This is a genomic window from Saccharothrix sp. ALI-22-I, from assembly GCF_001984175.1.
Taxonomy (GTDB): Bacteria; Actinomycetota; Actinomycetes; order Mycobacteriales; family Pseudonocardiaceae; genus Actinosynnema.
Map to the genome: position 1 here is coordinate 117,127 of NZ_MTQP01000054.1, position 24,139 is coordinate 141,265.

Sequence of the window (24,139 nt, forward strand, 5' to 3'; positions counted from 1 at the left end):
CACGCGCGTTCTGGAGGTTGGACACGCGGGTTAGCGGGGGGCTGAGGGTTGGGTGGCCCAGTTTTCGGGGAGGTCGGGGCGGCCGAAGAGGTAGCCCTGGGCGTAGGCGCAGCCGGCGTTGCGGAGCCAGTCGGCTTGGGCTTGTGTTTCGATGCCCTCGGCTACGGTGTGCGCGCCCAGTACCTCGGCCAGGTCGATGATGCAGCGGACGACGCCGGCGGTGCGGCCGGTTTCGGAGAGGGCGCCGGTGAACGACTTGTCGATCTTCACCACGTCGAACGGGTACCGCTGCAGGTAGCTGAGGGACGAGTAGCCGGTGCCGAAGTCGTCCAACGCGACCCGCACCCCGGTCTCCCGCACCTCCATCAGCCCGCGCATCGCCGCGCCGTCGGCCCACACCGACTCGGTGACCTCGATCGTCAGCCGCTCCGGCGGCAGGCCCGTCGTCTTCAACACCCGGTCCAACGACGGTAGGAACGCGGGCGCGGACAGCTGCCGCGTCGACACGTTCACCGTCATCCCTAACGACCGCCCCTGCTCACGCCACCGCATCGCCTGCTCGCACGCGCCCGCCAGCACCTTGTTGCCCAGCGGCACGATCAGCCCGGTCTCCTCCGCCAACCCGATGAACTCACCAGGCCCGAGCAGCCCGTACCCCGGCCGCTGCCACCGCACCAACGCCTCCGCACCCGTCGCCGCCGACGTCGCCAAGTCCACGATCGGCTGGTAGTGCAGCACCAACTGCCCGTCGAACACGGCCGTGCGCAGGTCGGCCTTGTCGCGCTGCCGGGCCAGCACCCGCTCCCCCATCTCCGCCCGGAACAGCCTGATCCGACTGCCGCCCTCCCGCTTCGCCGCGTACATCGCGGTGTCCGCGTCACGCAGCAGGTCCGCCGTGCCGGCACCGGGCGACGACACCGCGATGCCCACGCTGGCCCGGATCACCGTCTCGTGCCCCAGCCCGGTCAACGGCCGCGCCAGCTCGGACAGGATGCGGGTGGCCAGCCGCGCCGAGTCGCGCACGTCGTGACCGGGCGCGAGGACGGCGAACTCGTCGCCACCGAGCCGCGCGGCGGTGGCCACGGGTCCGACCGCACGGCTGACCCGCTCGGCCGCCGACACCAGGTACCAGTCGCCCGCCTCGTGCCCTTCGGCGTCGTTGACCTCCTTGAACCCGTCGAGGTCGATCACCAGCAGGCCGACCGTCTCACCGGCTGACAGCGCCTGGTCCACCAGGTGCAGGAAGTGCGTGCGGCCGGCGAGCCCGGTCAGTTCGTCCCGTTCGGCGCGGGTGCGCAGCGCGTCCTCCCACTCCCGGCGCTTGCTCACGTCCAGCGCGGTGACGACGGTGTGCCGTTCGGAGACGTGCTCGACCGGTACCGCGTGCACCGCCAGCACGCCGGTGGAGCCGTCCGCGCGAGTGACGCCGACCTCCACCGGGTCCTCGGCCGAACGGCAGCCGTGCTCGCAGCGCGTGATGTCCGGCCCGTGCGGGCACGGCACCCGCCCCGGCTCGCCCGCCGCCCACTCCAGCAACTCGCGGGCCCGCTCGTTGTGCAGCTGCGGCACGCCTTCGGCGTCGAGCAGCACGAGCCCGATCGGGCTGGCCCGCACCACCGCATCGACGGTGCGGCGGGCGTCCTCGACGAGCCGCGCCGAGCGCACCGTCTCGTGCAACGCCATCGTGCCGACCGCCAGGCCCATCAACGGCATCGCCACGGACACGACCAGCGGGCCGGTCACGGCGACGGGCGTGATCGTGATCCACACCCCGAACCCGAGCAGGTACCCCAGCAGCGCGGGCACCGCCTTGAACGGGAACCGTTCGCTGTCACCGTGCAGCGCGCGCCGCACGGTCACCGCGAACAGGAAGCCGATGACGGGCTGCGGGTTCGGCAACACGAACACCGCGCCGTGGGCCACGAGCCCTTCCACCAATGCGACGAGCCAGCTGTCCCGGTTGGGCCGCAGCCACCACGACGCGAGCACGACGGGCACCAGGGCGGCGAGCAGCAGGCGGACGTGCCCGGTGCCCAAGAACAGCAGTTGCAGGGTGAACGCGACACCGCTGAGCCAGGCGTAGGCCTCGGTCAGCCGGCTGATCAGGCGCAGCCCGGCCTGACCGGGTGCCGACAGCGCATCGTCCACCACGACGCGTGTTGGACGAGCCACGCTCGGTTACCCCCAAGTCAAGCGGCGATCGACTGAACATCCGTTGCGGAAGATCGAAACTATCCATACCGGTGTTCACCGTCGGCAACCGCCATTCGGGTGAGTCCATTGTGGACCGCACCACTCCGGACCTCGTCACGAAACGGTCGAGCGCGGGTGCGCGGTGCGCGCGATCACCACCAGCTCGAACTCCACCCGAACGTCCGGGCCGGCATGCGGGCCGGGAGCGGCCTGACCGCGCGCCGGACGCGGGGTCCGCGCAGCTGGAACACCGGGCCCGGGGCGCCCCGGGCCCGGTCGTCGTCTCAGGACTCGTCGCCGAAGGACAGGCCCCTGGCAGCGAGCTCCTCGCGCAGGATCTGGATGCCCTTCTTCCCCATCCCGTGGATCTTGAGCAGTTCCTTCGGGGTGGTCTTCGTCAACTGCTCGTACCGCGTGTAGCCCTCCAGTGCCAGCACCCGCTTGGCGGTCTTGCCGATCCGGTGCGGGAATTCGGTTTCCGGTTCCGATTCCCCGGCGGCCATGCTCCTCCTCGTCCGCCGGAACGCGGGACGACCGGCGCGTTCTTCCACACGGTCGGTGCCGCACAACGAGACGACCGGGTGAAGATCATCCGATCGTCCGGGACGATATCACCGCCGGCGGCCGAACACCGCCGACGCGGGAGAGCGAACTCCCCACACCTGGGTTCCGACCGGACAATCGCCGTCCAGGTAAGTCCACTGTGGACCGCTGCGGGGTCAGGAGCCGGGGGTGGAACTCTCCGGCGGCTCGCTGTCGGGCAGCGGGTCGGGCGTGGTCCGGGCGAGGTCCGCCGCGATCACCTTGGCCTCGTCGATCGTGTGCTGCGACTCGGCCAGCCGCTCGTCCTCCTCCGGTGTCTCGACCCGGAACGCCTCGGCGTCGGGCGTGTCGGGCGCAGCGGTGTCGGGCGCAGCGGTGTCGATCTCGCGTTCGTCATCCTGGTCGGCCATGTGACCAGGGTTTCCGCGCACTCGACCGGCAAACTTGGACACCGGGTCCGGGGCGGGTTACCGTCGATAAGAGCCCACTGGTTCGTAAAGCCGCCGAGGAGATCCGATGTCGAGCACGACGACCGCGCCACCCCGCCCGTCCGCGCGGCGGCGCGTCAGCTTCACGGCGGTGCTGCTGACGGTGACCGCACTGCTGTTCTGGGTGCCGTGGACGGGGTTGCTCGCGCCGAGCGCGGACTGGCCGTGGCCGGTGCAGGTCATCGGCACGGCCTTCTTCGTGGTGACGTCCGTGGCGTTCCCGCTGCTGCTGGTCCGCGCGCACGGCCGCAGGCACTCCGACCGGGCCGCCCGGATCGCGCACCTGATGCTGGGCGTGGCGTGGGTGTTCTTCGCCTGGACGCTCATCACGCACGTGCTGCGGCTCGTGCTGACGGTCGCGGGCGTGGACAACCCGTTCCGGTCCCGGTTCGTCGCGGTGGTGTTGCTGGTCGTCGGCCTGGCCCTGGTCGGGTACGGCATCCGCGAGGCGCGCCGGGTGCCGAGGATCAGGCGGACCGACGTGGTACTCCCCCGGCTGGACCGGGCGTTCGACGGCCTCACCATCGCGGTGCTCGCGGACACCCACTACGGCGCGATCGACCGCACCCGGTGGAACGAGGGCACGGTGGCGGCGGTCAACGAGCTCAATGCCGACGTCGTGGTGCACGTCGGCGACATCGCGGACGGCACGGTGGAGCAACGCCGCGGTCAAGCCGCCGCACTGGGTGACGTCCGGGCGCGGCACCGGTTCTACGTGTCCGGCAACCACGAGTACCTGAGCAATGCCCAGGCGTGGCTGGAACACATGACCGAGCTGGGTTGGACGAGCCTGCACAACCAGCACCGGGTGTTGGATCGCGGTGACGCGCGGCTGGTGTTCGCGGGCATCGACGACATCACCGCCGCGCACTCCGGCGAACCGGGCCACCGCGCCGACCTCGACGCCGCGATGGCCGGGGCCGACCCCGACGCGCCGGTGGTGCTGCTGGCCCACCAGCCGAGCGAGATCCCGAAAGCCGTGGCGGCCGGCGTCGACCTCCAGCTGTCCGGCCACACGCACGGCGGCCAGATCTGGCCGTTCCACCTGCTGGTGCGCCTCCAGCAGCCGGTGCTGTCCGGGTTGAGCCGCCACAGCGACCGCACCCAGCTCTACACCAGCCGCGGCGCCGGTTTCTGGGGCCCGCCGCTGCGCGTCTTCGCGCCCAGCGAGATCTCCCTCCTCACCCTGCGCGCGGCCTGACTCCCAGGATCGGCAGGAACCCGGGAGCGGCCCGCCTCGGCGAACGTCGCGAGTCGGGAGGCATGATCGCCCCATGAAGGTTCTGGTGGTGGGTGCGAGCGGGTTGGTCGGGCAGCAGGTCGTCGGGCGGTTGCGGGAACGCGGGCACGAGGTGACGTCCGTCGCGCGGACCGCACGCGACGGCGTCGACCACGCCGTGGACGCGACCACGGCCACCGATGCGGAGTTCCGCAGTTTGCTGGCGGGCCACGACGGCGTGGTGTTCGCGGCCGGCGCGGACGGCCGGGAGGTGCCGCGCAAGCCCGCGTACCCGGTGTTCCACCACGGCAACGTCGCCCCGGTCGTCCGGCTCCTCACCGCCGCGCGCGAAGCGGGCCTGAGCCGGGCCGTGGTGCTCGGGTCGTACTACACGCACTTCCACCGCCTGCACCCCGAGTGGCGGCTCGCCGAACGGCACCCGTACATCCGCAGCCGGGTCGAGCAGGCGCGGGCGGGCCGCGCGGCGGCGGGTCCGGACCTGCCGGTGGCGGTGCTGGAACTGCCGTTCGTACTCGGCCGGTCCGGCGATCGGCTGCCGAACTGGTCCGGCGGGCTGGACAAGTGGGTCCGGTCGCGGTCGCCACTGGTCGCGCCGCCCGGCGGCAGCGCCGTCACGACGGCCGCGCACGTGGCCGAGGCGGCGGTCGACGCGCTGGAGCGGGCGTCCGGCGAGGACATCCCGATGGCGGACGAGAACCTGACGTGGCCGGACATGATCGGCCGCATCGCGACCGCCGCCGGTCACCCGCGCGCGGTGCGCCGACTGCCGGGCGCGGTGGTGCGGGTGGCGTTGCTGGCTACCGGTCTCGTGCAGCGGGTGCGGGGCCTGCAGTCCGGAGTGGACCCGATGCACCTCGACGACCTGCTGCTGCGCGAACTGTTCGTCACACCCGCCCGACCGATGTCGCTGGACGCCGCAGTCGCCGAGACGTTCCCCCGGAGCTAGCGGCGGCTAGTACGTGCGGCGGCCGGGAGACTGCGGCGGCTCGTAGTCGTCGTAGTCGTCGTCGGGCACGTCGAACGGCAGCGGCCGGTTGGTCCAGGAGTCGATGAGCACCACGATCCCGGCGACGACGATGACGAGAACGCCGACCCAGGCCAGGCCACCCCACACCAGGACACCCGCGATCAGCACCAGCGGCAGGACCATGAACAGGCAGAACGGGTCCACTCGCCCGAAATGCCGTCGTCCTCCGGAACTCGCCATCTACGCCCTCCCAGTCAAGCGCCTCCCTGGGTGAACTTACGCGACGGGTTCCGCACGCCGATCAACCGGGCGTCACACACCGCGCTGTTCGCGGCCCGGGTACTGGCCGTGGGCGCGTTCGAAGGCCGTGCTGAGCACGGCCAGCAGGACCATGCCCGCGCCCAGTCCGAGGTGCAGGAGGTTGTCGGCGGGGTTGAACGGTGCGAAATTCGCCGCACCGCCGTCGTAGTCGACCGAGTGCACGACCGACCCGTAGACCCAGAGCAGCAGGTAGAGGAACCCGCCGGCACCCAGGAACAGGCGGGACGCGCCTCGCGTCCGGGCCGCCGCGATCCCGGCCGCGCCGAACAGCAGGTGCAGCACGTTGTGCAGCACCGACACCTGGAACACCCCGAACAGCATGGCTTCGGAGTGCGGTCCGGCGATGCCGATGCGGTCCAGGCCGTCGGTCGCGCCCGGCACGAACCCCAGCACTCCGACCAGCAGGAACACCACCCCGACGAGCAGCGCGAGGACCTGGACGGGGCGGCGGCGGGTGCCGACGCCTTCCGCTGAGGTGGCCATGGCTCTCCTCCGATCGACCGGCTGGGGTTGGCGTACCCGGAGCGGGTGGGGGGAAACGAAGATCACTTCATGCCGCAGGTGCGGAGTTACACTCTCTGGCGTGCCGAATCTGCGGATCAGCGAAGCCGCCTCCCTGCTGGGGGTGAGTGACGACACCGTGCGCCGGTGGATCGAGCAGGGCCGCTTGACCGAGGTGCAGCTCGACAGCGGGCGCAAGGGCGTGGCCGGCCGGGAGCTGGCCGAGTTCGCGCAGCGGCTGACCGAGGCGCCCGAGCCGGGGGTGACGGTGGCCGCGTCGGCGCGCAATCGGATGCGCGGGATCGTCACCCGGGTCGTCAAGGACGGCGTGATGGCGCAGGTCGAGATGCAGGCCGGGCCGTTCCGGGTGGTGTCGCTGATGAGCCGCGAGTCGGCCGATGAGCTGGGCCTGGAGGTCGGCAGCGTGGCGGTCGCCTCGATCAAGTCCACGCACGTCGTCGTCGAGATACCGGAGGGTTGATGCGCGCGCTCGCGCTGGTGGTGCTGCTTGTCGTGGCCGGTTGTGGTGCGGATTCCAGTGGTGCGGAAGTCGGCGGGGCGGTGGACGGGAGGGTGACCGTGTTCGCGGCGGCGTCGCTGACCGAGACGTTCACCCGGCTCGGCGAGGACTTCGAGGCCGCGCACCCGGGTGTGGAGGTCGTGTTCAACTTCGGCGGCAGTTCCGCGTTGGCCCAGCAGATCAACCAGGGTGCGCCGGCGGACGTGTTCGCCTCCGCCGCGCCAGCCAACATGACGCAGGTCGGCGACGCGGGCGGGATCTCCGGCGCGGCGGTCACGTTCGCCCGCAACCGGTTGGAGATCGCGGTGCCCAAGGGCAACCCGGCGGGCATCACCGGGCTGGCGGACTTCGGTGACGCCGACGCCAAGATCGCGTTGTGCGCGGAGCAGGTGCCGTGCGGGGCGGCGGCGAAGCGGGCGTTCGAGGCGGCCGGGGTCACGGCGAGGCCGGACACGTTGGAGCAGGACGTGAAGGCCGTGCTGACCAAGGTGCGGCTCGGCGAGGTGGACGCCGCCTTGGTGTACCGGACGGATGTGCGGTCCACGGGCGAGGTCGAGGGCATCGAGTTCCCCGAGGCCGACCGGACGGTCAACGACTACCCGATCGCGCCGCTGGCCAAGGCGCGCAACGCGGCCGGTGCCCGGGCGTTCATCGACCACGTCCGGTCCGACCGGGGCCGGGCCGTGCTCGCCGAAGCCGGGTTCGACACGCCGTGACGTCCGCCCGCCGTCGGACCCGGGGTCGACTGCCGGTGGTCCTGGTGCTGCCGGCCGTCGTCGGACTCGCGTTCCTGCTCGTCCCGCTGGTCGGGCTGCTGGTGCGCGCACCGTGGGACACGCTGCCCGAGCAGCTGTTCAGCTCTTCGGTCGGCGAGGCGCTGCGGTTGTCGCTGGTGTGCGCGAGTCTGGCGACGGTGGTGTGCCTGGTGCTGGGCGTGCCGTTGGCGTGGCTGTTGGCGCGCGGTGACGTGCCGGGGCGTGGTGTGCTGCGGGCGTTGGTGACGGTGCCGCTCGTGCTGCCGCCCGTGGTGGGCGGGGTGGCGTTGCTGTTCGTGTTGGGCCGGCGCGGGTTGGTCGGGCAGTACCTCGACGCGTGGTTCGGGATCTCGTTGCCGTTCACCACGGCGGGGGTGGTGTTGGCGGAGGCGTTCGTGGCCATGCCGTTCCTGGTCATCTCGGTGGAGGGCGCGTTGCGGGCCGCCGACCCGCGGTACGAGGAGGCCGCCGCGACCCTCGGCGCCTCGCGGTGGTTGGCGTTCCGGCGGGTCACGTTGCCGTCGATCCTGCCGGGCGTGGTGGCGGGCACGGTGTTGTGCTGGGCGCGGGCGTTGGGCGAGTTCGGGGCGACCATCACGTTCGCGGGCAACTTCCCCGGTGAGACGACCACCATGCCGCTGGCCGTGTACCTGGCCCTGGAGACCGATCCGGACGCGGCGATCGTGCTCAGTGTCGTGCTGCTGCTGGTGTCGGTCGGTGTGCTGGCCGCGTTGCGCGACCGTTGGATCAGTGGTCCGTCATGACGTTGCACGCGGATCTGCGGGTCGGTCGTGCCGGGTTCGTCCTGGCCGCGGAGGTGACCGTCGAGCCGGGCGAGGTCGTCGCGCTGCTCGGCCCGAACGGCGCGGGCAAGACCACGGCGCTGCGCGCGCTCGCCGGGCTGTTGCCGTTGAGCGGCGGGCACATCCGGGTGGGCGGGCAGACGTGGGACGCGCCACCGGAGGTGTTCCGGCCCGCCGAGCGGCGCCCGATCGGGGTGGTGTTCCAGGACTACCTGCTCTTCGCGCACCTGTCCGCCTTGGAGAACGTGGCGTTCGGGCTGCGTGCGCGCGGTACCGGGCGGGCGGCGGCGCGGGAGGAGGCGGCCCGGTGGCTGGACCGGGTCGGGTTGGCGGCGCACGCCAAGGCCAAGCCGCGTACGTTGTCCGGTGGGCAAGCGCAGCGCGTCGCCCTGGCCCGCGCGCTCGCGACCAGCCCGGAACTCCTGCTGCTCGACGAGCCGCTGGCCGCCCTGGACGCGGCGACCCGGTTGCACGTGCGCGCCGAACTCGGCCACCACCTGCGCGACTACCCCGGCCACACGCTGCTGGTCACGCACGACCCGTTGGACGCGATGGTGCTGGCCGACCGGCTGGTGGTGCTGGAGCACGGCCGGGTCGTGCAGGAGGGCACGCCGACCGAGGTGGCACGTCGTCCGCGGACCTCCTACGTCGCCGACCTGGTCGGCCTCAACCTCTACCGCGGCACCGCGCACGGGACGGCCGTCTCGCTGGACGCCGGTGGCACGTTGACCATCGCCACTCCGGCGTCCGGGCCGGTGCACGTCGTCTTCCCGCCCACCGCCGTGAGCCTGCACCCGGAGCACCCGACCGGCAGCCCGCGCAACGCGTGGCGGGTCACGGTGGCCGGGATCGAGCGGCACGCCCACACCACCCGCGTGCGGCTGGACGGCGTGCCGCCCGTGCTGGCCGACATCACCACCGCGACCGTCGCCGACCTGCGGCTCCAACCGGGTGACGAGCTGTGGGCTGCGGTCAAGGCCACCGAGGTGCACGCCTATCCGTCCTAGCTGTGACTGTCCAACCACCCTTTTGACCTCTCTGAGCTGCGCTGCTTGACAGTGCAGCTCAGTGGGTGTTCACTTCGCCAAGTAATGAGTGACTAACCACTCACAGATGGAGGAAGAGATGAGCGAGTCGTCCACCGAGCAGGTGCTGGAGATCGTGCTACCGGGCGCGGTCGAGCCCGACGGTCTGGAACTGCGCCACCGTGAACGTCCCGTCCCCGGTTCGGGGCAGGCGCTGGTGCGGGTGGAGGCGACCGGGGTGTCGTTCGCCGAGCAGCAGATGCGCCGGGCCAAGTACTACGACCAGCCCGCGTTCCCGTTCGTGCCCGGCTACGACCTGGTCGGCACGGTCGCGGCGGTCGGTGCCGGCGTGGACCCGGCGCTGGTCGGCCGGCGGTTCGCGGCGCTGACCAAGATCGGCGGCTGGACGAGCCACGCGCTGGTCGAGGCGGCCGACCTGGTGCCGGTGCCCGACGGCGTCGACCCGGCCGAGGCGGAGACGGTCGTGGTCAACGGCATCACGGCGTGGCAGATGCTGCACGGTATCGCGAAGGTCACCGCGGGTCAGACCGTGCTGGTGCACGGCGCGAACGGCGGCGTCGGCTCCACCCTGGTGCAGCTTGCCCGCCTGGCCGGAGCACGTGTCATCGGCACCGCCTCGCCCCGCAACCACGACACGGTCCGCACCCTGGGCGCCACCCCGATCGACTACCGTGCCGCCGACCTGCCCACCAAGGTGCGCGAACTGGCGCCCGATGGCGTGGACGCGGTGTTCGACCACGTCGGCGGCCCCGGCATCGTCGACTCCTACCGGTTGCTCGCGCCGCGCGGCACGCTCGTCGCCTACGGCACCGCCTCCACCCGTGATCAGGCGGGCTCGTCGCAGCTGCCGGTGCTGAAGCTGTTCGGCCGCCTGCTGTGGTGGAACGCGCTGCCCAACGGCCACACCGCCCGGTTCTACAACATCTGGGCCGGCAGGCGCGGCGCGGCGAAGTTCCGCGCCCGCCTGGCCGACGACCTGGGCGCGGTGTTCGCGCTGCTGGCCGAGGGCCGGCTGCGCCCGCAGGTCGCCGCCCGCGTGCCGCTGGAGCAGGTCGCCGACGCCGTACGGCTGGCCGAGTCGGGCACGGTCACCGGCAAAGTCGTCCTGGTTCCGTGATCCGCTCGCCCGCCGACGACGACGTCATGTGCTCCGGGTTCGGCGGTCAGAGTCGGTTCGGGGCTTGGATGCCCAGCAGGGTCAGGCCGAGGACCAGTACGCGGGACGTGAGCTGGGCCAGCGCCAGGCGCGACGTGCGGGTGCGGTCGTCCGGGGCGTCCACGACCCGGCACTTCTCGTAGAAGGTGGAGAACACGACCGCCGTCTCGTACAGGTAGGTGCACAGCTTGTGCGGCGCGTACTCCTCGGTCGCGACGGCCAGGGCGGCGGGCAGTTGGAGGATCTTCACCGCCAGCGCGCGTTCGGCGGCGTCGCCCAACGCCACCGGCGTGCCGGGCTCCGCCTCCCGTCCGACGCGGCGGACCACCGACAGCGCGCGGGCGTTGGCGTACTGGAGGTACACGGAGGTGTTGCCTTCCATGGCCAGCATCCGGTCCCAGGCGAAGACGTAGTCCTTCTCCCGGTCACCGGACAGGTCCGCGTACTTGACCGCGCCGATGCCGACCGCGCGCGCCACCTCCTCCTGCCACGCGGAGTCCTGTTTGGACCGTTCGGTCACCGCCTTGGCGGCCCGGTCCACCGCCTCGTGCAGCAGGTCGACCAGCTTCACCGACCCGCCCGCCCGGGTGCGCAGGACCTTGCCGTCCTCGCCGAGGATCGAGCCGAACCCGATGTGCACGGCCCGGTGCCCGTCGTCGAGCCAGCCGGCGGCGCGGGCGGTGGCGAACACCATCCGGAAGTGCTCCGCCTGCGGCGTCCCGACCACGTACAGCAGGTCGGTGGCGCCGCGCTCACGGGTCCAGTACCGGGCGGTGGCCAGGTCGGTGCTGGCGTAGCCGTACCCGCCGTCGCTCTTGCGCACGATCAGCGGCAGCGGTTCGCCCTCGCGGTTGGTGAACCCCGGCGGGAACACGCACAGCGCGCCACCGCTGACAGACGTGAGGCCCTTGGCCTCCAGTTCCTCCACGACATCGGCCAGGAACGGGTTGTAGAAGCTCTCGCCGTAGTAGTCGTCGGCGGTCAGCTTCACGCCCAGCATGTCGTACACCGCGGCGAAGTGCCGTTCGGACTCCGCGACCAGTCCCCGCCACAGCGCCAACGTGGTCTCGTCGCCGCTCTGCAACGCCACCACGCGCAGCCGGGCCCGGTCGGCGAACGCCGGGTCGGCGTCGAACTTCTTGCGCGCTTCCTGGTAGAAGCCGTTGAGGTCGCTGATCGTGTGGTCGGCGGACGTCCAACCCTGGTCGATCAGGTGCTCGATGAGCATGCCGAAGGGCGTGCCCCAGTCGCCGAGGTGGTTGTGCCGGACGACCTCGTGGCCCGCGTACTCCAGCAGCCGGACCACCGCGTCGCCAATGATGGAGGACCGCAGGTGGCCGACGTGCATCTCCTTGGCCACGTTGGGGCTGCCGTAGTCGATGGCGTACCGCTTGGGCTCGGCCGTCGGCACGCCCAGCCGCTCGTCGCCGAGCAGTCCGGAGATCCGCTCCTGCAGCCACTCCCGGCGCAGGGTGAATTCGACGAATCCGGGGCCGGCCACCTCGGGCGGCTCGACCATGTCGGCGGCGTGCAGGTGCTCGACGATCGCGGTCGCGACGTCACGGGGCGGGCGACCGAGTTTCCTGGCCAGGCTCATGGCCACGTTGCACTGGTAGTCCGCCCTTCGGCCGGGGGCGGAGGGTCGGATCAGCGCCTCGACCGGGGTGATGTCCACGTCGAGCGCCACTTTCAGCGCGTTGGCCACCCGTGCGCCGAGCTCCAGCCCGACATCCCCATCCAGCACCGATCACCCTCCGTTGCACTCTGTGACGTTCGGGTGATTGTGGAGCAGGACGCACGTCGGCGCGAACGAGTTTCGGTGGGCACGGTGAGCTGCCCCCACCAGTGACGAGCCCGCCGAGCCGCCACCGACGCCAACATCAACACCACCGCGCACAACCGTGTTCGAACGCCAAGGCCGCCCAGCGACGCACCGCCGAATCCACGAACCCGTCGACGACCTTGAGCGAGCCGGGGACGGAGAGACTATTGGCGGGTGACAACGGGCCATGCACCTGTGGTCACCGTGCGGAGGAGCCATTCCAGCGGTCCGTAGCGGTGACTGCGGAGCCACAGCGCGCTGAGTGCGAGCTGGACTGCGTAAATGCCGACGACGAGCCCGGCGACTGCGCTGTAGGACAGCGTGCCCACCAGGCCGAGCCCGTACGCGGTGAAGACAACGCCCAAGATGGCCGATTGCAGGATGTAGTTCGACAGCGCGACGCGGCCTGCCGGGGCGAACACGGCTGCGGCGCGGGTGTCGAACAGGCGCAGTAGCGCGGCGATGTACCCACCGGCGAGTAGTGGAGCGGTGAGGATGCTGACTCCGATCGCGAGGGTCTCGGCACCGCTCCCGGTGTGATTCACCGCGATGTGGGCGTAGAAACCGGCCCCGACGAGCCCGACGGGCAAGCCGGCACGCAGCAGCCACGACCACAGTGCCCGGTAACGCCAAGGTTCGGCGAGCACCTGCCGCTTGCCTGCCGCGAACCCGAGCAGAAACATCGCCAGGGTACTGGGAGCCTGCACGAACACGACGAGTTCGAGCGTGCCGGGCAGCTGTCGCAGGTGCTCAGCGACGACCGTCTCGGGGGTTCCCTGATAGGCGGCCACCGTTTCGGCGACCCGTGCGGACACCATGGTGGCGTCGATCGGGGTGCGGGTGAGCATGTCGAGGACGCCCAGCAGAGTCCACAGCGCGCCGCTGGCGAGAAGCAGGCTCACCGCCAGCCAGACCGCGCGCCTCGGGGAGATGCCGCGCAGCGCCAGCAGGACGAGGCCGAGCACGGCATAGGTGGTGAGGATGTCGCCGTGGAACAGCAGTACGGCGTGTGCGGCGCCGATCACCGCGAGCCCGATGTGCCGCCGCAGCATCCGCGGCCAGAAAGCGGCGCCCCTGCGTGCGGCGGCATCCATCTGCAGCGTGAAGCTGTAGCCGAAGAGGAAGGAGAACAGCAGGTAGAACTTGGTCTCGAAGAACATCGAGACGATCCACTGGATCGCCGGATCGCGTGCCGGGTCGGCGATGCCGGAGACGTAGTAACCGGTCGCGAACGCCCACACGTTGACAGCGAGGATGCCGAACAGTGCGAACCCGCGCAGCGCGTCCAACCGCACGAGGCGGGACTGAGTAGACAGGCGGGGCTGAGTAGACACAGACATGCCTTTCATATACCGAGTAGTCGGTCTAATATTGGGGACCGTGACCTCCGCCGTCAACCCCCTGGTTGAATCGGGCCCATGCGCACCGTTGACCCAGCCAAGCGCGAGGCGAAGCGACTCCAGATCCTGGAGGCCGCGGCGCGATGCTTCGCGCGCAAGGGGTTCGGCCAGACCCGCACCGCCGACATCTGCGCCGAGGCGGGGATGAGCCCGGGCAACCTGTTCTACTACTTCGGCAGCAAGCAGGACATCTTCGCCGCGGTCGTCGAACAGGACGGCGCCGACACCGAGGCACTGTTCGCCGACCTGTCAGCCGCCGAGCCATGGGACGCGCTGACAAAATTCTTCGACCTGGTGATCGCCCTGGCCGCGGACGCGGAATACGCCCGGCTCACCCTTGAGATCTCCGCCCAAGCCCACCGCGACGAACGGATCGCGGCACTGGTCGCGACCAATGACCAGTTGGTGCGGTCCGGCCTGGCCGACTTGGTCGACCGGGCGACCGAGGCAGGCCGGATCGACCCCGGGCTGGACCCGACCACGACCGCCACCTGGCTCGCCGCCCTGGTGGACGGCTTGTTCAACCGCGTCGCGGTGGACGCGAGTTTCGTACCGAAGCGCGAACGCGAGACACTGCAACTGGTCCTCACCCGACTTCTGCGCCATGCGGTCCAAGTCGAATCCTGACGTTCCAGTGGCAGTGGCCGCGTCCAGTACAGGTTGCCGACCGCCGCACCACCGGCAACGGCGAACAGCAACGTCACCCCGCGAGGATGGCCGGGGTGTCTGCGGTCATCGGGTGAGCCGGGGGAACAGGCGCTGTGCGTTGTCCGTCGTCAGCGACCGCCAAGTGGCGCCGTCGGCCGGCGGTGCGGCGGCGTCGACGGCGGCGGCGGCGGCGACCGGAACGCTTCCCCCATTCGTGGTCGTGGACGGCGCGGGTGTCGAGGTCGAGCCTGTGACCCGCTACCTGCGCGACTTGGCGTTGAGCGACATGAGTCCGCTGACCAGCCGCAGTTACGGCTATGACCTGCCGCGCTGGTTCCCTCAGCGGAAGCGGAAGCGGACGCGGGCAGGTGGGACACCGCCCGGAGTGGCGAACCTCCGCACGGGTAAGCCGGCGCCGGCCACGGGCTACGCTCCCCGCACGATCAACCACTGCCTCAGCGCCGTGTACGGCTTCTATGCCTTCCACGAGCACTTCGGCCGGGGGTCGGTGGTCAACCCGGTGCCGTCCTCCCGTGCCCGCAGGCTCGCGTTGGCGCACCGCAGCCCGATCGAGACGCAGCGGCAGTTCAAGCGGGCGCGTCTGCGGCAGCGGGTGGCGGACGCGACGCCCAGGGCCATCCCCGACGCGATGTGGGACGAGTTGTACGCGGCGATGACCTGCGACCGGGACCGGGCGTTGCCCTCGCGCGACTCGCCGCCCAACACCACGAGATCACTGGAACACCGCCTGGTCACCGGCGACGCGGTCGCCGAGATCACCCGGCTCAAGGCCGAGGACGGCGGCCCGATGGGCATCGGCGGCGCAACGCTCGCCGGGGCGGCCATGCAGGCCGGGCTGATCGACGAGTACCAGCAGGGCTTCCTCGGCGGCGCGGGTCTCGGCGAGGTGACGTTCGGTCTCGACGGCGGTGTCGCGGGGCAGCCGGGCCCATCGCACGACGCCGGGTAGCAACAGGCCCTGGAGCAGGGTGAGCACGATGACTCCGCCGGTCACGGACACGATCATGTCCCGGTTCGGGAACGGCGCGCCGGAGGCGAGTTGGTGGGGCACGGCCAGTGCGGCGGCCAGCGACACCGCCCCGCGGAAGCCGGCGAACGCGCTGACCAGAAGGAACGCGGTGAACGGGATCAGCATCATGGTGACCTGCCCGGTCAGCGGGTCGGTCTGGCGGCGGCGCACCTGCGCCGCGACCCTGCCGGTCACCGCCCCGGCCACGGCCCCGCCGACGTAGGCGAGCAGGAACAGCCAGCCCACGTGCGCCGCGCCCAGCTGCTCCTCGCCGACCGTGACGCCGACCGCCAACCCGTAGATCACCAGCGCGGTGCCGTCGTTGACCAGGCTCTCCGCGCGCAGCACGGTGACCTGGCCTCGGGGCAACAACCGGGCGACCACACCGACCGCGGTGGCGTCGGTCGGGGCGAGAGCCGCGCCGAGCACCCAGGCCGGCCCCAAGGGCAGGCCCAGCGTGTGCGCCACGACCGCGACGGCCGAGGCCGTCGCGATGACCAGGACGGTGCTCAGCAGGACGATGCCGCGCAGGTTGGCGCGGATCTCACGCAGTGAGGTGGTCAGGCTCTCCCAGTACAGCAGTGCCGGCAGGAACAGCAGCAGCACCAACTCCGGCGGCAGGTGCACGCCGCCCCACGCCGTTCACCATGTCGGCGGAGGGCGTGGTCCAGGCCAGCCTGACCGGCCTGCGCCTCGGCGAGACGATCTGCGTTCCCGGCCTGGAGGACCAGTCCGCCGTCCTGGACCTACTGGTCACCGCCGAAGCCGCCCTGATGTTCGGCGGCAACCAATCGACACCCGCAACCCGCTACCAGCAATCCGCGGACAGCTGACAATCGGTTGGTCGGTCGACACGGTCACGGGTGCATCCGCGCGCCCTTGACCACCTTGTCCACGGCGTTGCGCGGCCCGTGCAGGCCGATGCCCACCAGGTCCAGCGCGGCGCGGGAAACTGCCTGGACCGCGGCGCGATTGTCGTGGTCGTTGCCGGTGGCGAACAGGTCGGAGGTGAACACGGCGATCATCATGCCGCGTCCGAGCGCCCGCTCGTGGGCGCTGGTGAGGGTCTCCTTGCCGCCTTGCAGCACGAGCACCGGCTGGCCGAACATCGCGAGGTACTCGGTGTCGTCGGCGTCGCGGTACGGCTCGCCGATCAGGTCGGGCAGGGCTGCGGCGAGGCCGCTGACCAGGAATGACGTCACGTTCAGGCATTGCCACGGCAGCAGGTCGTCCCGCAGCAGGACGGCGATCTTGGTGTCGAAGCGGACACGGGTGTTCTGGGGTTCCACGAGCGGAAGTCTCGCCGTCGGCGCGACAGGGGTCTTGTACGTTCTTAACGTGGAACCGCCCGAGATCCGCGCGTGGAGCCCGCCGGTCGGCGGCATCCGCGAGGTGCTCCACGCCCGCTTCACCGACCACGCCTACCCGGCGCACACTCACGACGCCTGGACGCTGCTGATCGTCGACACCGGCGCCGTCCGGTACATGCTGGACAAGCACGAACACGGCACGTGGACCTCGCAGGTGACGCTGCTGCCACCACACGTGCCGCACGACGGCCGCGCCACGTCACCGGACGGTTTCCGCAAGCGCGTCCTCTACCTGGACAGCGACCTGCTCGCCCCGGCCGCGATCGGGGCGGCGGTGGACGCCCCCGGACTGCCGGATGCCCTGCTTCGCCGGCGGATCGACCAGCTGCACCGGGCGCTGACCCCGTTCACCGAGCACCTGGAGGCGCAGAGCAGGCTGGCGCTCATCCGGGAACGCCTCAAGGACCGGCTCACCCGCCGTGCCGCGCCCGTCGCCCGTCGCGATCCCGGTGTCGCCGCCCGGCTGCGGGAGCTGCTGGACGAGCGGACGGTCGAGGGAGTGGCGCTCGACGAGGCGGCGACCACGCTGCAAGCCCACCCCGCACACCTGGTGCGGGCGTTCACCAAGGCGTACGGCATCCCTCCCCACCGGTACCTGACGGGCCGTCGCGTCGACCTCGCCAGACGCCTGCTGCTCGCCGGCCGCTCCCCGGCCGAGGTGGCCCCGGAAGTCGGCTTCTACGACCAGGCCCACCTCGGCAGACACTTCAAACGCATGCTCGGCGTCGGCCCGGCGAATTACGCGGGCAGGCGGGGTGGACGATGATCCGGTGGCCGGTGGTAGGCGCGGTGAGCCGCCCCCCAGCGACCCGCCGCGCCCACCGGTTCCGCCGCGACCCCACTGCTGTCGCGGGCGTCCCCCTTTTCCTACCCCCGGTCCACGGACCCGCCCCCACGGGTCGCAGCGCCGAGTACCACTGTGCACGGTCGTCCGTGCAAGCCGATTGCGGATTTCTGCAATGCGCTGGTCGAAGGCGTGTGAGCGGGCCCTGGTCCGACTCGGGCTTCACACGCTGAGCGCCGGCCTGGAGGGCAGGCCCAGGGGACGTTCGGCGAACGCCTGCTCGTTGGCCACCGGGTAGCAGAGGTTCTCGCTGGAGTCGCCGAGGGTCGTGTCTACCCAGCGCTGGACCGACTCGACGGAGTCGGACTCCCAGAGGCAGACGACGTGGGCCAGGTCCTGGCTCGGGTAGAACTGGAGGACCTTGATCGTCTCCGGAGCGCCGTCGCCGGAGATGAGACGCCGTCCGCGGGCGAACGCGGTTTCGGGGTTCCTGATCTGGTGGTGGACCGCGACGTACATGGCGCGTTACCTCGTTCTTCGGGGTCGTCGGTGCACACGACGCTAGGCGGCACGCGTGTGGCCCCGCGTCCCCGAGGTTCACCAACTGCGGGCGGGAGCGGAGTGGTTGGTATTCACCATTGGTGCGGTGTCAGACGAGGTGGTGTTCGTAGGCGAAGGCACTCGCGGCGGTTCGCGACGAGACGTCGAGCTTGGCGAAGATGTTCTGGAGGTGCCTGGCGACGGTGTGCTCGCTGAGGACCAGCGTGGCGGCGATCTGCCGGTTGCTCTGCCCGCTCGCGACGAGTCGGAGGACCTCCTGTTCGCGAGGGCTGAGGCCGTGGCGGCGTTCGGCGTCGACCGAAGGTTCCAGCAGTTCGAGCACCTCGGGCTGGGCGCCCAGTTCGGTGAAGACCTGCCGGGCGGCCCGGAGTTCGAGACCGGCCGAGTCCTCGTCGCCCAGCAGGCGACAGGCCCGGCCGAGCAGGACACGGCTGCGGGCGGCCTCGTACGGCGCGTCCAGTTGTCGCCACGCCTCGCAGGCGCGGCGGCACGCGGCCAGGGCGGCCTGTGCGTCACCTTCGGCGAGCGCGAGGGCGCTCCGGGCGTGCCAACGCATCGCGTCGATGGCCTCGCTGCGCTGCTGCGCGGCGATCTCGTCGAGTTCGCGGCAGGCGACGGCGGCGGCGTCGACGTCCCCGACGGCCAGCATGATCCGGACGTACGCGGGCAGCAGGTCGACCCGGGGCAGCCCGCGGGTGGATTCGGACACGGCCCGGCGGATCGTCGCGGCGGCCGAATCGGCACTGCCCTGGGCCAGGCGGGTGAGCGCCAGGCCTGGTTGCGGCTCGCGCCCGAGGGCACTGGCCCTGCGGTAGGCGTCCTCCGCGAGTTCGAACCGGCCTTGCAGGCGGCGCACCTCGCCGTAGCGGTAGGCGGCCTCGCCGCTCGCCAACCGGTTCAGGGCGCCCAGGGTGAACTCCTCGCCGACCCGGTGCAGTTCGTCGAGCGCGTCGTCCCAGGCGCCGCCGAGGGTCATGATCTCGGCCCGGTGCACCAGGCAGAGGCCGTTGTGGGTCACCATCTGGGGCTGGCGCGCGCACCACCGGGTCAGGGCCGCGGTCCACTCCCGGACGCGGCGCAGCTGGTAGACGCCGCGGCAGAACGAGATCGTGTTGCAGTACACGATCCCGGTGACGATCGGCGAGAGCTCACCGGACGTGACGGCCACCATCGTCTCGTCGATCAGCCGCAGGCCGTCGTCGGCGTGGCCCGTCCTGACCAGCGCGTGCCCCTGTTCCATCCTGCCGATCGCGACCAGGTCGGGGTCACCGAACCGCTCTCCGATCGCGGTGATCTCCGCGGCAACGGCCAGGGCGCCCGCGGCATCACCCCTGACGAGGTGGCCCAGCAGGGCCCCTACCAGCACGTATCCACGTTCGGCGACGTCGCCCCGTTCCTGGTCGAGCAACCGCTCCGCCCGCGCGAACCACCCGGAGGCCGGTGCCGTCTGGCCGCGGAACAGCCGGCTGTGGCCGATCCAGAAGGCGCAGCGGACGGCGGGCATCGGCGCTCCGTCGTCCAAGTGGGCGTGGTGGGCGCGTTCCAAGGCGTTCACGTAGTCGTCGTCGCGGCCGAGCATGTACGCCGCCCGTCCGAGCAGTTCCAAGTCGCTCGCCGGCAACCGCGTCACGACGTCGGCCAAGGTCAACGCGTCGTAGGCCTCCCGCCACCGCGCCTGCGCGTACAGCCGACGCCCACGTTCCAGATCAGGGACCGACCCCATGGCCTCCTCCCCCCTCCGCAGACGACTCAAGTGTCCGCGCAGGTCGCGCAACGCGCCTTCGGAGACGGTCGGTCCGAGGCGTGCGTCATCCGGGCCGGCGCAACGAGCGAGACGGCTACCCGCCCGCCGGGGTGCCGTCGAAGTCCGGGGCGTCGGCCATGACGCCGAGCGGGTCGCTGATCGGGAACGGATCGGGCCGCCGCCACCGCGCGATCATCAACGCCCCCGCCGCCACGCTTCCCACGGCGGTCGGCACGACGCCGACCACGTAACCCACGACCATCCACGCCGGGAACACTTCGTTCGCGAATGGGAGGAACGCGACCAGAGCCACTACGCCGAGCAGCAGCCACAGGACTTGCGCGACCACTCCACCCGTACGCCGGAACGGTTGCAGGCCCGTGTTGCGGGGCTGTCGCTGTTCGCCGATCACCCGTTCCCACCACCGCTCGCGGTGCACGGGGACGATCTCCGGGCCGGTGCGGTCGACCCAGTCGAGCAGCCGCGCCTCGGCCCCGTACCCGATCAGTTCGAGGAAGTGCCGCAACCGGTCCAGGCCGCGCCCCTGCGCGCGGGCGAGGGCGGCGCGCACGTCGTCGACACCGAGCACCGAGGCCAGGGCGCGGACCACGTCGTCGGGCATGGTGCCGCCGACCTCGGCCTCCTGGACCCGGCCGGCGGCACGTACCAGCAGCCGGGCGGTGTCGTCGCTCCACGCGAAGCCGATCGCAGGCCGGTCGCCGGTGGTGGCCGCCTTCATCCCGGCACGCAGCACGCGCAGGTCCTCCGGTGCGGGTCCGAGCAGCAGCGTGCCGTACGGGGTGGGCACCAGCCGTCGGGGGCGCGCGGCCCGGTCGAGCAACAGGTCGCGCACCACGTCCGGCCGCTCCAGCACCCACACCACGATCCGCACGCCCGGCTCCTGTCCTCACGAAGTCGAGCGAAGGCTAATCGCCTGCCGGTGCGCTGTCAGGCCTGATTACACGCCGCGACGGGTCCACTGCTGGTTGGTGCCGCTGTTGCAGGTGTACTGCTTGATCACCGCGCCGTCCGCGCTGGACCCGCTGGTCACGTCCAGGCACTTGCCGCTGTGGCGGGCGACGAGCCGGTAGTGGCTGCCGGTGGCCTGCGCCTGCCACTGCTGGTTCTGGCCACCGTTGCACGGGTACTGCGCCACGGCCGCGCCGTCGGCGGTGGACGAGTCAGCCACGTCGAGGCACTTGCCGCTGTGCCGGGCGATCAGGCGGTAGTAGCCGCCGCCGGCGTCCTCCAGCTGCCACTGCTGGTTCTGGCCGCCGTTGCACGGGTACTGCTTGAGCGCGGTCCCGTCGGCGCGCGACGAGCTGGGGATGTCGGCGCACTTGCCGCTGTGCCGCGCCACGAACGTCTCGTAGGGAGTGCCGCTGCCGACCGGGTTCACCACGCCGGTCGTGGTGTCGATGCCGACCTGCGGTGACCAGCTCATCGACATGCTGGTGTCCGAGGGGAACCGCAGCGGCAGCCACACGTACCGGGATTCGTTGACCCGGCCGCCCCACGCACCCGCCCACCGGTCGCCCAGGTACAGGTACGACGTGGTCTGGGTGCCCTGCACCGGCACGACGTGCGCGGTCTGCGTGCCGTAGCTGGTGCCGTCGCCGATGTTGCTCAGCGCGCTCCACGACCCGGCGACGCTGCTCGCGGTGGCGTACTTCTGCTGGTTGGGGTTCCAGCCGGTGGCGCCGGAGGTGAGCAGGAAGTACACGCCGTTGCGCTTGAACATCGCGGGCGCCTCGCGCCACGACCCGGGCCACAGCGTGTGCACCAGGCTGCTCACGCCCAGGTAGTCCGGGGTGAGCCGGTAGACGTGCAGGTCGGCGTTCTCGCGGGCCGCGGAGATCATGTACCCGGTGCCGTCGTCGTCGCGGAACAGCGTGATGTCGCGGGACATGTGGCCCAACGGCCGGAAGCTGCCCCGGTAGGTGTAGTTGCCGTCGACCGTGGCCGAGGTCGCCACCGCCGCCCGCGCCTCGCCGTAGTCGGTGCCGTTCTCCTTGTGCATCCACATGACGAACTGGCCGGTGGAGCTGTTGTAGACCACCTTGGGCCGTTCGATGTTGGCCGATCCCAGCTCGGCCGCGGACGACTGGGTCAGCACGTTGTTGCGGAACTCCCACGTGCGCAGATCGGTCGACCGGTACACCGACACCGCGCGGAAGGTGTTGTCGGTGTTGCGGTTCTCGCCGAACCAGTAGTAGTACGAGCCGACTTTGAGCATGCCGCCACCGTGGGCGTGCACGACGGCCCCGGTGGTGTCGGTGAACTGGATGCCGTTGGTCACGGTCACCGGCGCGGCCTGAGCGGCGGGCGAGGCGGCGACGAGACCGAGCAAGAGGGCGGACACGACTCCGAGCGCGAAGCGTCGACGCGACATTGCGGACGCTCTCCTTCCACTGAAAGAGATCGCCTCGGCGGAAGGCTCGCTGCCGACCGTACTTACTTGACCGGTTCCGGGGAAGCCCGTGGCGGCTACCGCTGGAGCACCAACGCCTCCCACGGTTCGAGGTCGACGCGACCAGTCGAGACGCGCGCGTCCTCGGTGTTCGCCAGGATCACGTCGGCGGCGGACCACTCGGGGGTCAGTTCAGCGCTCTGCGGGGTGCCGCTGAGGTTTGCGATCACGAGCAGGCGGGCGTCGTCCAGGGTGCGTTCGTAGGCGTAGATGTGCGGGTGGTCGGCGAGCAGCATGCGGAAGTCGCCCAGGGCCACCACAGGGAGGGTGTGGCGCAGCTCGATCAGCCGCCGGTAGTGGTGGAAGATCGAACGGGGGTCGTCGTACTGGGCCTGGGCGTTGAGCCAGGTGTGGTTGGGGTTCACCGCGAGCCACGGCTCACCGGAGGTGAACCCGGCGTTGGGGGTCGCGTCCCACTGCACGGGTGTGCGGGCGTTGTCGCGGCCCATCGCGCGCAGGCCGCGCAGGATCGTGTCCGGCTCACCGCCCGCCGCGACGGACTCGCGGTAGTGGTTGAGCGATTCGAGGTCGCGCATCTCGTCCACGCCGCCGAACGGCGCGTTGGTCATGCCGAGTTCCTCGCCCTGGTAGACGTACGGGGTGCCGCGGTGCAGGTGCAGCACGGTCGCCAGCGCGGTCGCCGACTCGCGCCAGTGCTCGCCGTCGTCACCGAAGCGGGACACCACCCGGGGCTGGTCGTGGTTGTTCCAGTACAGGCTGTTCCAGCCGACGTCACCCAACGCGGTCTGCCACCGGCCCAGCGACGCCTTGAGGTCACGCAGGTCCAGCGGCTTGGGGTCGAACTTGCCGCCCGGACCCTGGTCCAGCGAGACGTGCTCGAACTGGAACACCATGTCCAACTCGCGCCGCGCCGGGTCGGTGAACAGCCGGGCCTGCTCCCACGTCACGCCCGGCATCTCCCCCACGGTCAGGTAATCGCCTTGCCGTCCCTCGAACACCTCGCGGTTCATCTCGCGCAGGAACTCGTGCACGCGGGGGCGGGTGGCGAAGTGCGGGAACCCGTCGCCCAGTCCTCCGGCGCCGGTCGTCGCGCCGTCGGGCAGCTCGGGGTCCTTGGAGATGAGGTTGATGACGTCCATCCGGAACCCGTCCACGCCCCGGTCCAGCCACCAGCGCATCATCGCGTAGACCGCCTGCCGGACCTCGGGGTTCTCCCAGTTCAGGTCGGGCTGCTTGCGGTCGAACAGGCGCAGGTAGTACTCCCCCGTCGCCTCGTCCAACGTCCACGCAGGACCGGAGAAGAACGACCCCCAGTTGGTCGGCTCCGCACCCGGTTGCCCCGCCTCGAAACCCTCGCGCGGCGGACGCCACCAGTACCAGTCGCGCTTCGGGTTGTCCTTGGACGAACGGGATTCCACGAACCACGGGTGCTCGTCGGACGTGTGGTTGACCACCAGGTCCATCACCAGCTTCATGCCCCGCGCGTGCACGTCGGCGAGCAGCCGGTCGAAGTCGTCCAACGTGCCGAACACCGGGTCGATCGCCTGGTAGTCGGAGATGTCGTAGCCGTTGTCGGCGTGCGGCGACGCGTACACCGGCGACAGCCAGACCACGTCCACGCCCAGCCGTTCCAGGTGGTCCAGCCGCGCGGCCAACCCGGCCAGATCACCGACCCCGTCGCCGTTCGAGTCGGCGAAACTGCGCGGGTACACCTGGTACACGACGGCCGAGGACCACCACGGGGCCGTGGTGGTGACGGTCGGGCGGGGCTGGTCGAGAGTCATCGGCATCCTCCACCGGTTCGTCGGACATCACC

Annotated in this window: 23 protein-coding genes and 2 pseudogenes; 11 read left to right on the forward strand and 14 right to left on the reverse strand. The window is 71.1% G+C overall.

Translation table 11 applies throughout. The features are described 5' to 3' along the window. Nucleotides 1-30 precede the first annotated feature (30 nt). The 3 genes from ALI22I_RS13990 to ALI22I_RS14000 all read right to left on the reverse strand — a co-directional run bounded on the left by ALI22I_RS13990 (nucleotide 31) and on the right by ALI22I_RS14000 (nucleotide 3,146). Nucleotides 31-2,172 (reverse strand): putative bifunctional diguanylate cyclase/phosphodiesterase, encoded by a 2,142-nt coding sequence (locus ALI22I_RS13990; RefSeq protein WP_143532191.1) that lies wholly within the window; start codon nucleotides 2,170-2,172, stop codon nucleotides 31-33. 305 nt (nucleotides 2,173-2,477) lie between these two features. Next, nucleotides 2,478-2,696 (reverse strand): hypothetical protein, encoded by a 219-nt coding sequence (locus ALI22I_RS13995; protein ID WP_077005916.1) that lies wholly within the window; start codon nucleotides 2,694-2,696, stop codon nucleotides 2,478-2,480. Nucleotides 2,697-2,912: 216 nt separating this feature from the next. Further along, nucleotides 2,913-3,146 (reverse strand): hypothetical protein, encoded by a 234-nt coding sequence (locus tag ALI22I_RS14000; RefSeq protein ID WP_077005917.1) that lies wholly within the window; start codon nucleotides 3,144-3,146, stop codon nucleotides 2,913-2,915. Between the two features lie 106 nt (nucleotides 3,147-3,252). On the opposite strand from ALI22I_RS14000, the gene ALI22I_RS14005 reads away from it, so the two are divergent. Further along, complete coding sequence (locus tag ALI22I_RS14005) at nucleotides 3,253-4,425, forward strand: metallophosphoesterase (RefSeq protein ID WP_077005918.1); 1,173 nt, start codon at nucleotides 3,253-3,255, stop codon at nucleotides 4,423-4,425. Between the two features lie 73 nt (nucleotides 4,426-4,498). After that, a complete protein-coding gene (locus ALI22I_RS14010) occupies nucleotides 4,499-5,410 on the forward strand; it encodes an NAD-dependent epimerase/dehydratase family protein (RefSeq protein ID WP_077005919.1) in 912 nt (303 codons plus the stop codon). Nucleotides 5,411-5,416: 6 nt separating this feature from the next. Here ALI22I_RS14010 and ALI22I_RS14015 read toward each other — a convergent pair whose 3' ends face one another. Together ALI22I_RS14015 and ALI22I_RS14020 are read right to left on the reverse strand one after the other, a co-directional pair. Beyond that, nucleotides 5,417-5,671 (reverse strand): hypothetical protein, encoded by a 255-nt coding sequence (locus ALI22I_RS14015; RefSeq protein WP_143532192.1) that lies wholly within the window; start codon nucleotides 5,669-5,671, stop codon nucleotides 5,417-5,419. 72 nt (nucleotides 5,672-5,743) lie between these two features. Continuing rightward, nucleotides 5,744-6,235 carry a DUF4383 domain-containing protein gene (locus ALI22I_RS14020; RefSeq protein ID WP_077005921.1) on the reverse strand — a complete coding sequence of 164 codons (492 nt, stop codon included), beginning with the start codon at nucleotides 6,233-6,235 and terminating at the stop codon, nucleotides 5,744-5,746. Nucleotides 6,236-6,335: 100 nt separating this feature from the next. On the opposite strand from ALI22I_RS14020, the gene ALI22I_RS14025 reads away from it, so the two are divergent. The 5 genes from ALI22I_RS14025 (at nucleotide 6,336) to ALI22I_RS14045 (ending at nucleotide 10,494) form a co-directional block, all read left to right on the forward strand. Then, nucleotides 6,336-6,734 carry a TOBE domain-containing protein gene (locus tag ALI22I_RS14025; protein ID WP_077005922.1) on the forward strand — a complete coding sequence of 133 codons (399 nt, stop codon included), beginning with the start codon at nucleotides 6,336-6,338 and terminating at the stop codon, nucleotides 6,732-6,734. Then, nucleotides 6,734-7,489 carry a molybdate ABC transporter substrate-binding protein gene (gene modA, locus ALI22I_RS14030; protein ID WP_077005923.1) on the forward strand — a complete coding sequence of 252 codons (756 nt, stop codon included), beginning with the start codon at nucleotides 6,734-6,736 and terminating at the stop codon, nucleotides 7,487-7,489. The genes ALI22I_RS14025 and modA overlap by 1 nt, the downstream gene beginning before the upstream one ends. A 29-nt stretch (nucleotides 7,490-7,518) precedes the next feature. Next, the gene (gene modB / locus ALI22I_RS14035; RefSeq protein ID WP_077005976.1) at nucleotides 7,519-8,292 is read left to right on the forward strand and encodes a molybdate ABC transporter permease subunit; all 774 of its coding nucleotides are present in this window, start codon (nucleotides 7,519-7,521) and stop codon (nucleotides 8,290-8,292) included. Continuing rightward, nucleotides 8,289-9,338 carry an ABC transporter ATP-binding protein gene (locus ALI22I_RS14040; RefSeq protein WP_077005924.1) on the forward strand — a complete coding sequence of 350 codons (1,050 nt, stop codon included), beginning with the start codon at nucleotides 8,289-8,291 and terminating at the stop codon, nucleotides 9,336-9,338. Before modB ends, ALI22I_RS14040 begins: the two co-directional genes overlap by 4 nt. Before the next feature lie 118 nt (nucleotides 9,339-9,456). Next, on the forward strand, nucleotides 9,457-10,494 hold the full coding sequence (locus tag ALI22I_RS14045; RefSeq protein ID WP_083751714.1) for a medium chain dehydrogenase/reductase family protein: 1,038 nt from the start codon (nucleotides 9,457-9,459) through the stop codon (nucleotides 10,492-10,494). 46 nt (nucleotides 10,495-10,540) lie between these two features. Here the strand turns inward: ALI22I_RS14045 and argS are convergent, their stop codons facing one another. Both argS and ALI22I_RS14055 read right to left on the reverse strand, forming a co-directional pair. Beyond that, entirely contained in the window at nucleotides 10,541-12,277 is a 1,737-nt protein-coding gene (gene argS, locus ALI22I_RS14050) for an arginine--tRNA ligase (protein WP_077005926.1), read from the reverse strand. Nucleotides 12,278-12,519: 242 nt separating this feature from the next. Then, nucleotides 12,520-13,650 carry a DUF418 domain-containing protein gene (locus ALI22I_RS14055; RefSeq protein WP_238598347.1) on the reverse strand — a complete coding sequence of 377 codons (1,131 nt, stop codon included), beginning with the start codon at nucleotides 13,648-13,650 and terminating at the stop codon, nucleotides 12,520-12,522. 123 nt (nucleotides 13,651-13,773) lie between these two features. Here ALI22I_RS14055 and ALI22I_RS14060 point away from each other — a divergent pair, with 123 nt between their 5' ends. Together ALI22I_RS14060 and ALI22I_RS55580 are read left to right on the forward strand one after the other, a co-directional pair. Beyond that, nucleotides 13,774-14,382 (forward strand): TetR/AcrR family transcriptional regulator, encoded by a 609-nt coding sequence (locus ALI22I_RS14060; protein ID WP_077005927.1) that lies wholly within the window; start codon nucleotides 13,774-13,776, stop codon nucleotides 14,380-14,382. A gap of 766 nt (nucleotides 14,383-15,148) precedes the next feature. Continuing rightward, nucleotides 15,149-15,274: pseudogene (locus ALI22I_RS55580) on the forward strand (dihydrofolate reductase family protein); the annotation flags it as partial. A gap of 258 nt (nucleotides 15,275-15,532) precedes the next feature. Here ALI22I_RS55580 and ALI22I_RS53630 read toward each other — a convergent pair. Further along, a pseudogene (locus tag ALI22I_RS53630) lies at nucleotides 15,533-16,060 on the reverse strand (cation:proton antiporter domain-containing protein); the annotation flags it as partial. A 20-nt stretch (nucleotides 16,061-16,080) separates the two neighbouring features. On the opposite strand from ALI22I_RS53630, the gene ALI22I_RS14070 reads away from it, so the two are divergent. Further along, nucleotides 16,081-16,266 (forward strand): hypothetical protein, encoded by a 186-nt coding sequence (locus ALI22I_RS14070; RefSeq protein WP_077005929.1) that lies wholly within the window; start codon nucleotides 16,081-16,083, stop codon nucleotides 16,264-16,266. Nucleotides 16,267-16,290: 24 nt separating this feature from the next. Here the strand turns inward: ALI22I_RS14070 and ALI22I_RS14075 are convergent, their stop codons facing one another. After that, nucleotides 16,291-16,722, reverse strand: a complete 432-nt coding sequence (locus ALI22I_RS14075) for a DUF2000 domain-containing protein (protein WP_077005930.1) — start codon at nucleotides 16,720-16,722, stop codon at nucleotides 16,291-16,293. A gap of 49 nt (nucleotides 16,723-16,771) precedes the next feature. Here ALI22I_RS14075 and ALI22I_RS14080 point away from each other — a divergent pair, with 49 nt between their 5' ends. After that, nucleotides 16,772-17,569: an AraC family transcriptional regulator gene (locus ALI22I_RS14080; protein WP_202970960.1), complete on the forward strand. Its 798-nt coding sequence runs from the start codon at nucleotides 16,772-16,774 to the stop codon at nucleotides 17,567-17,569. A 240-nt stretch (nucleotides 17,570-17,809) separates the two neighbouring features. On the opposite strand, the gene ALI22I_RS14085 is transcribed toward ALI22I_RS14080, so the two are convergent. The 5 genes from ALI22I_RS14085 to ALI22I_RS14105 form a co-directional block, all read right to left on the reverse strand. Then, nucleotides 17,810-18,106 carry a DUF3303 domain-containing protein gene (locus tag ALI22I_RS14085; RefSeq protein WP_077005932.1) on the reverse strand — a complete coding sequence of 99 codons (297 nt, stop codon included), beginning with the start codon at nucleotides 18,104-18,106 and terminating at the stop codon, nucleotides 17,810-17,812. 130 nt (nucleotides 18,107-18,236) lie between these two features. Then, entirely contained in the window at nucleotides 18,237-19,871 is a 1,635-nt protein-coding gene (locus ALI22I_RS14090; protein ID WP_077005933.1) for a LuxR C-terminal-related transcriptional regulator, read from the reverse strand. Nucleotides 19,872-19,986: 115 nt separating this feature from the next. Then, on the reverse strand, nucleotides 19,987-20,784 hold the full coding sequence (locus ALI22I_RS14095; protein ID WP_077005934.1) for a hypothetical protein: 798 nt from the start codon (nucleotides 20,782-20,784) through the stop codon (nucleotides 19,987-19,989). 66 nt (nucleotides 20,785-20,850) lie between these two features. Then, on the reverse strand, nucleotides 20,851-22,284 hold the full coding sequence (locus ALI22I_RS14100; RefSeq protein WP_077005935.1) for an RICIN domain-containing protein: 1,434 nt from the start codon (nucleotides 22,282-22,284) through the stop codon (nucleotides 20,851-20,853). A gap of 95 nt (nucleotides 22,285-22,379) precedes the next feature. Continuing rightward, nucleotides 22,380-24,107 (reverse strand): alpha-glucosidase, encoded by a 1,728-nt coding sequence (locus tag ALI22I_RS14105; protein ID WP_077005936.1) that lies wholly within the window; start codon nucleotides 24,105-24,107, stop codon nucleotides 22,380-22,382. Between the last annotated feature and the right edge of the window lie 32 nt (nucleotides 24,108-24,139).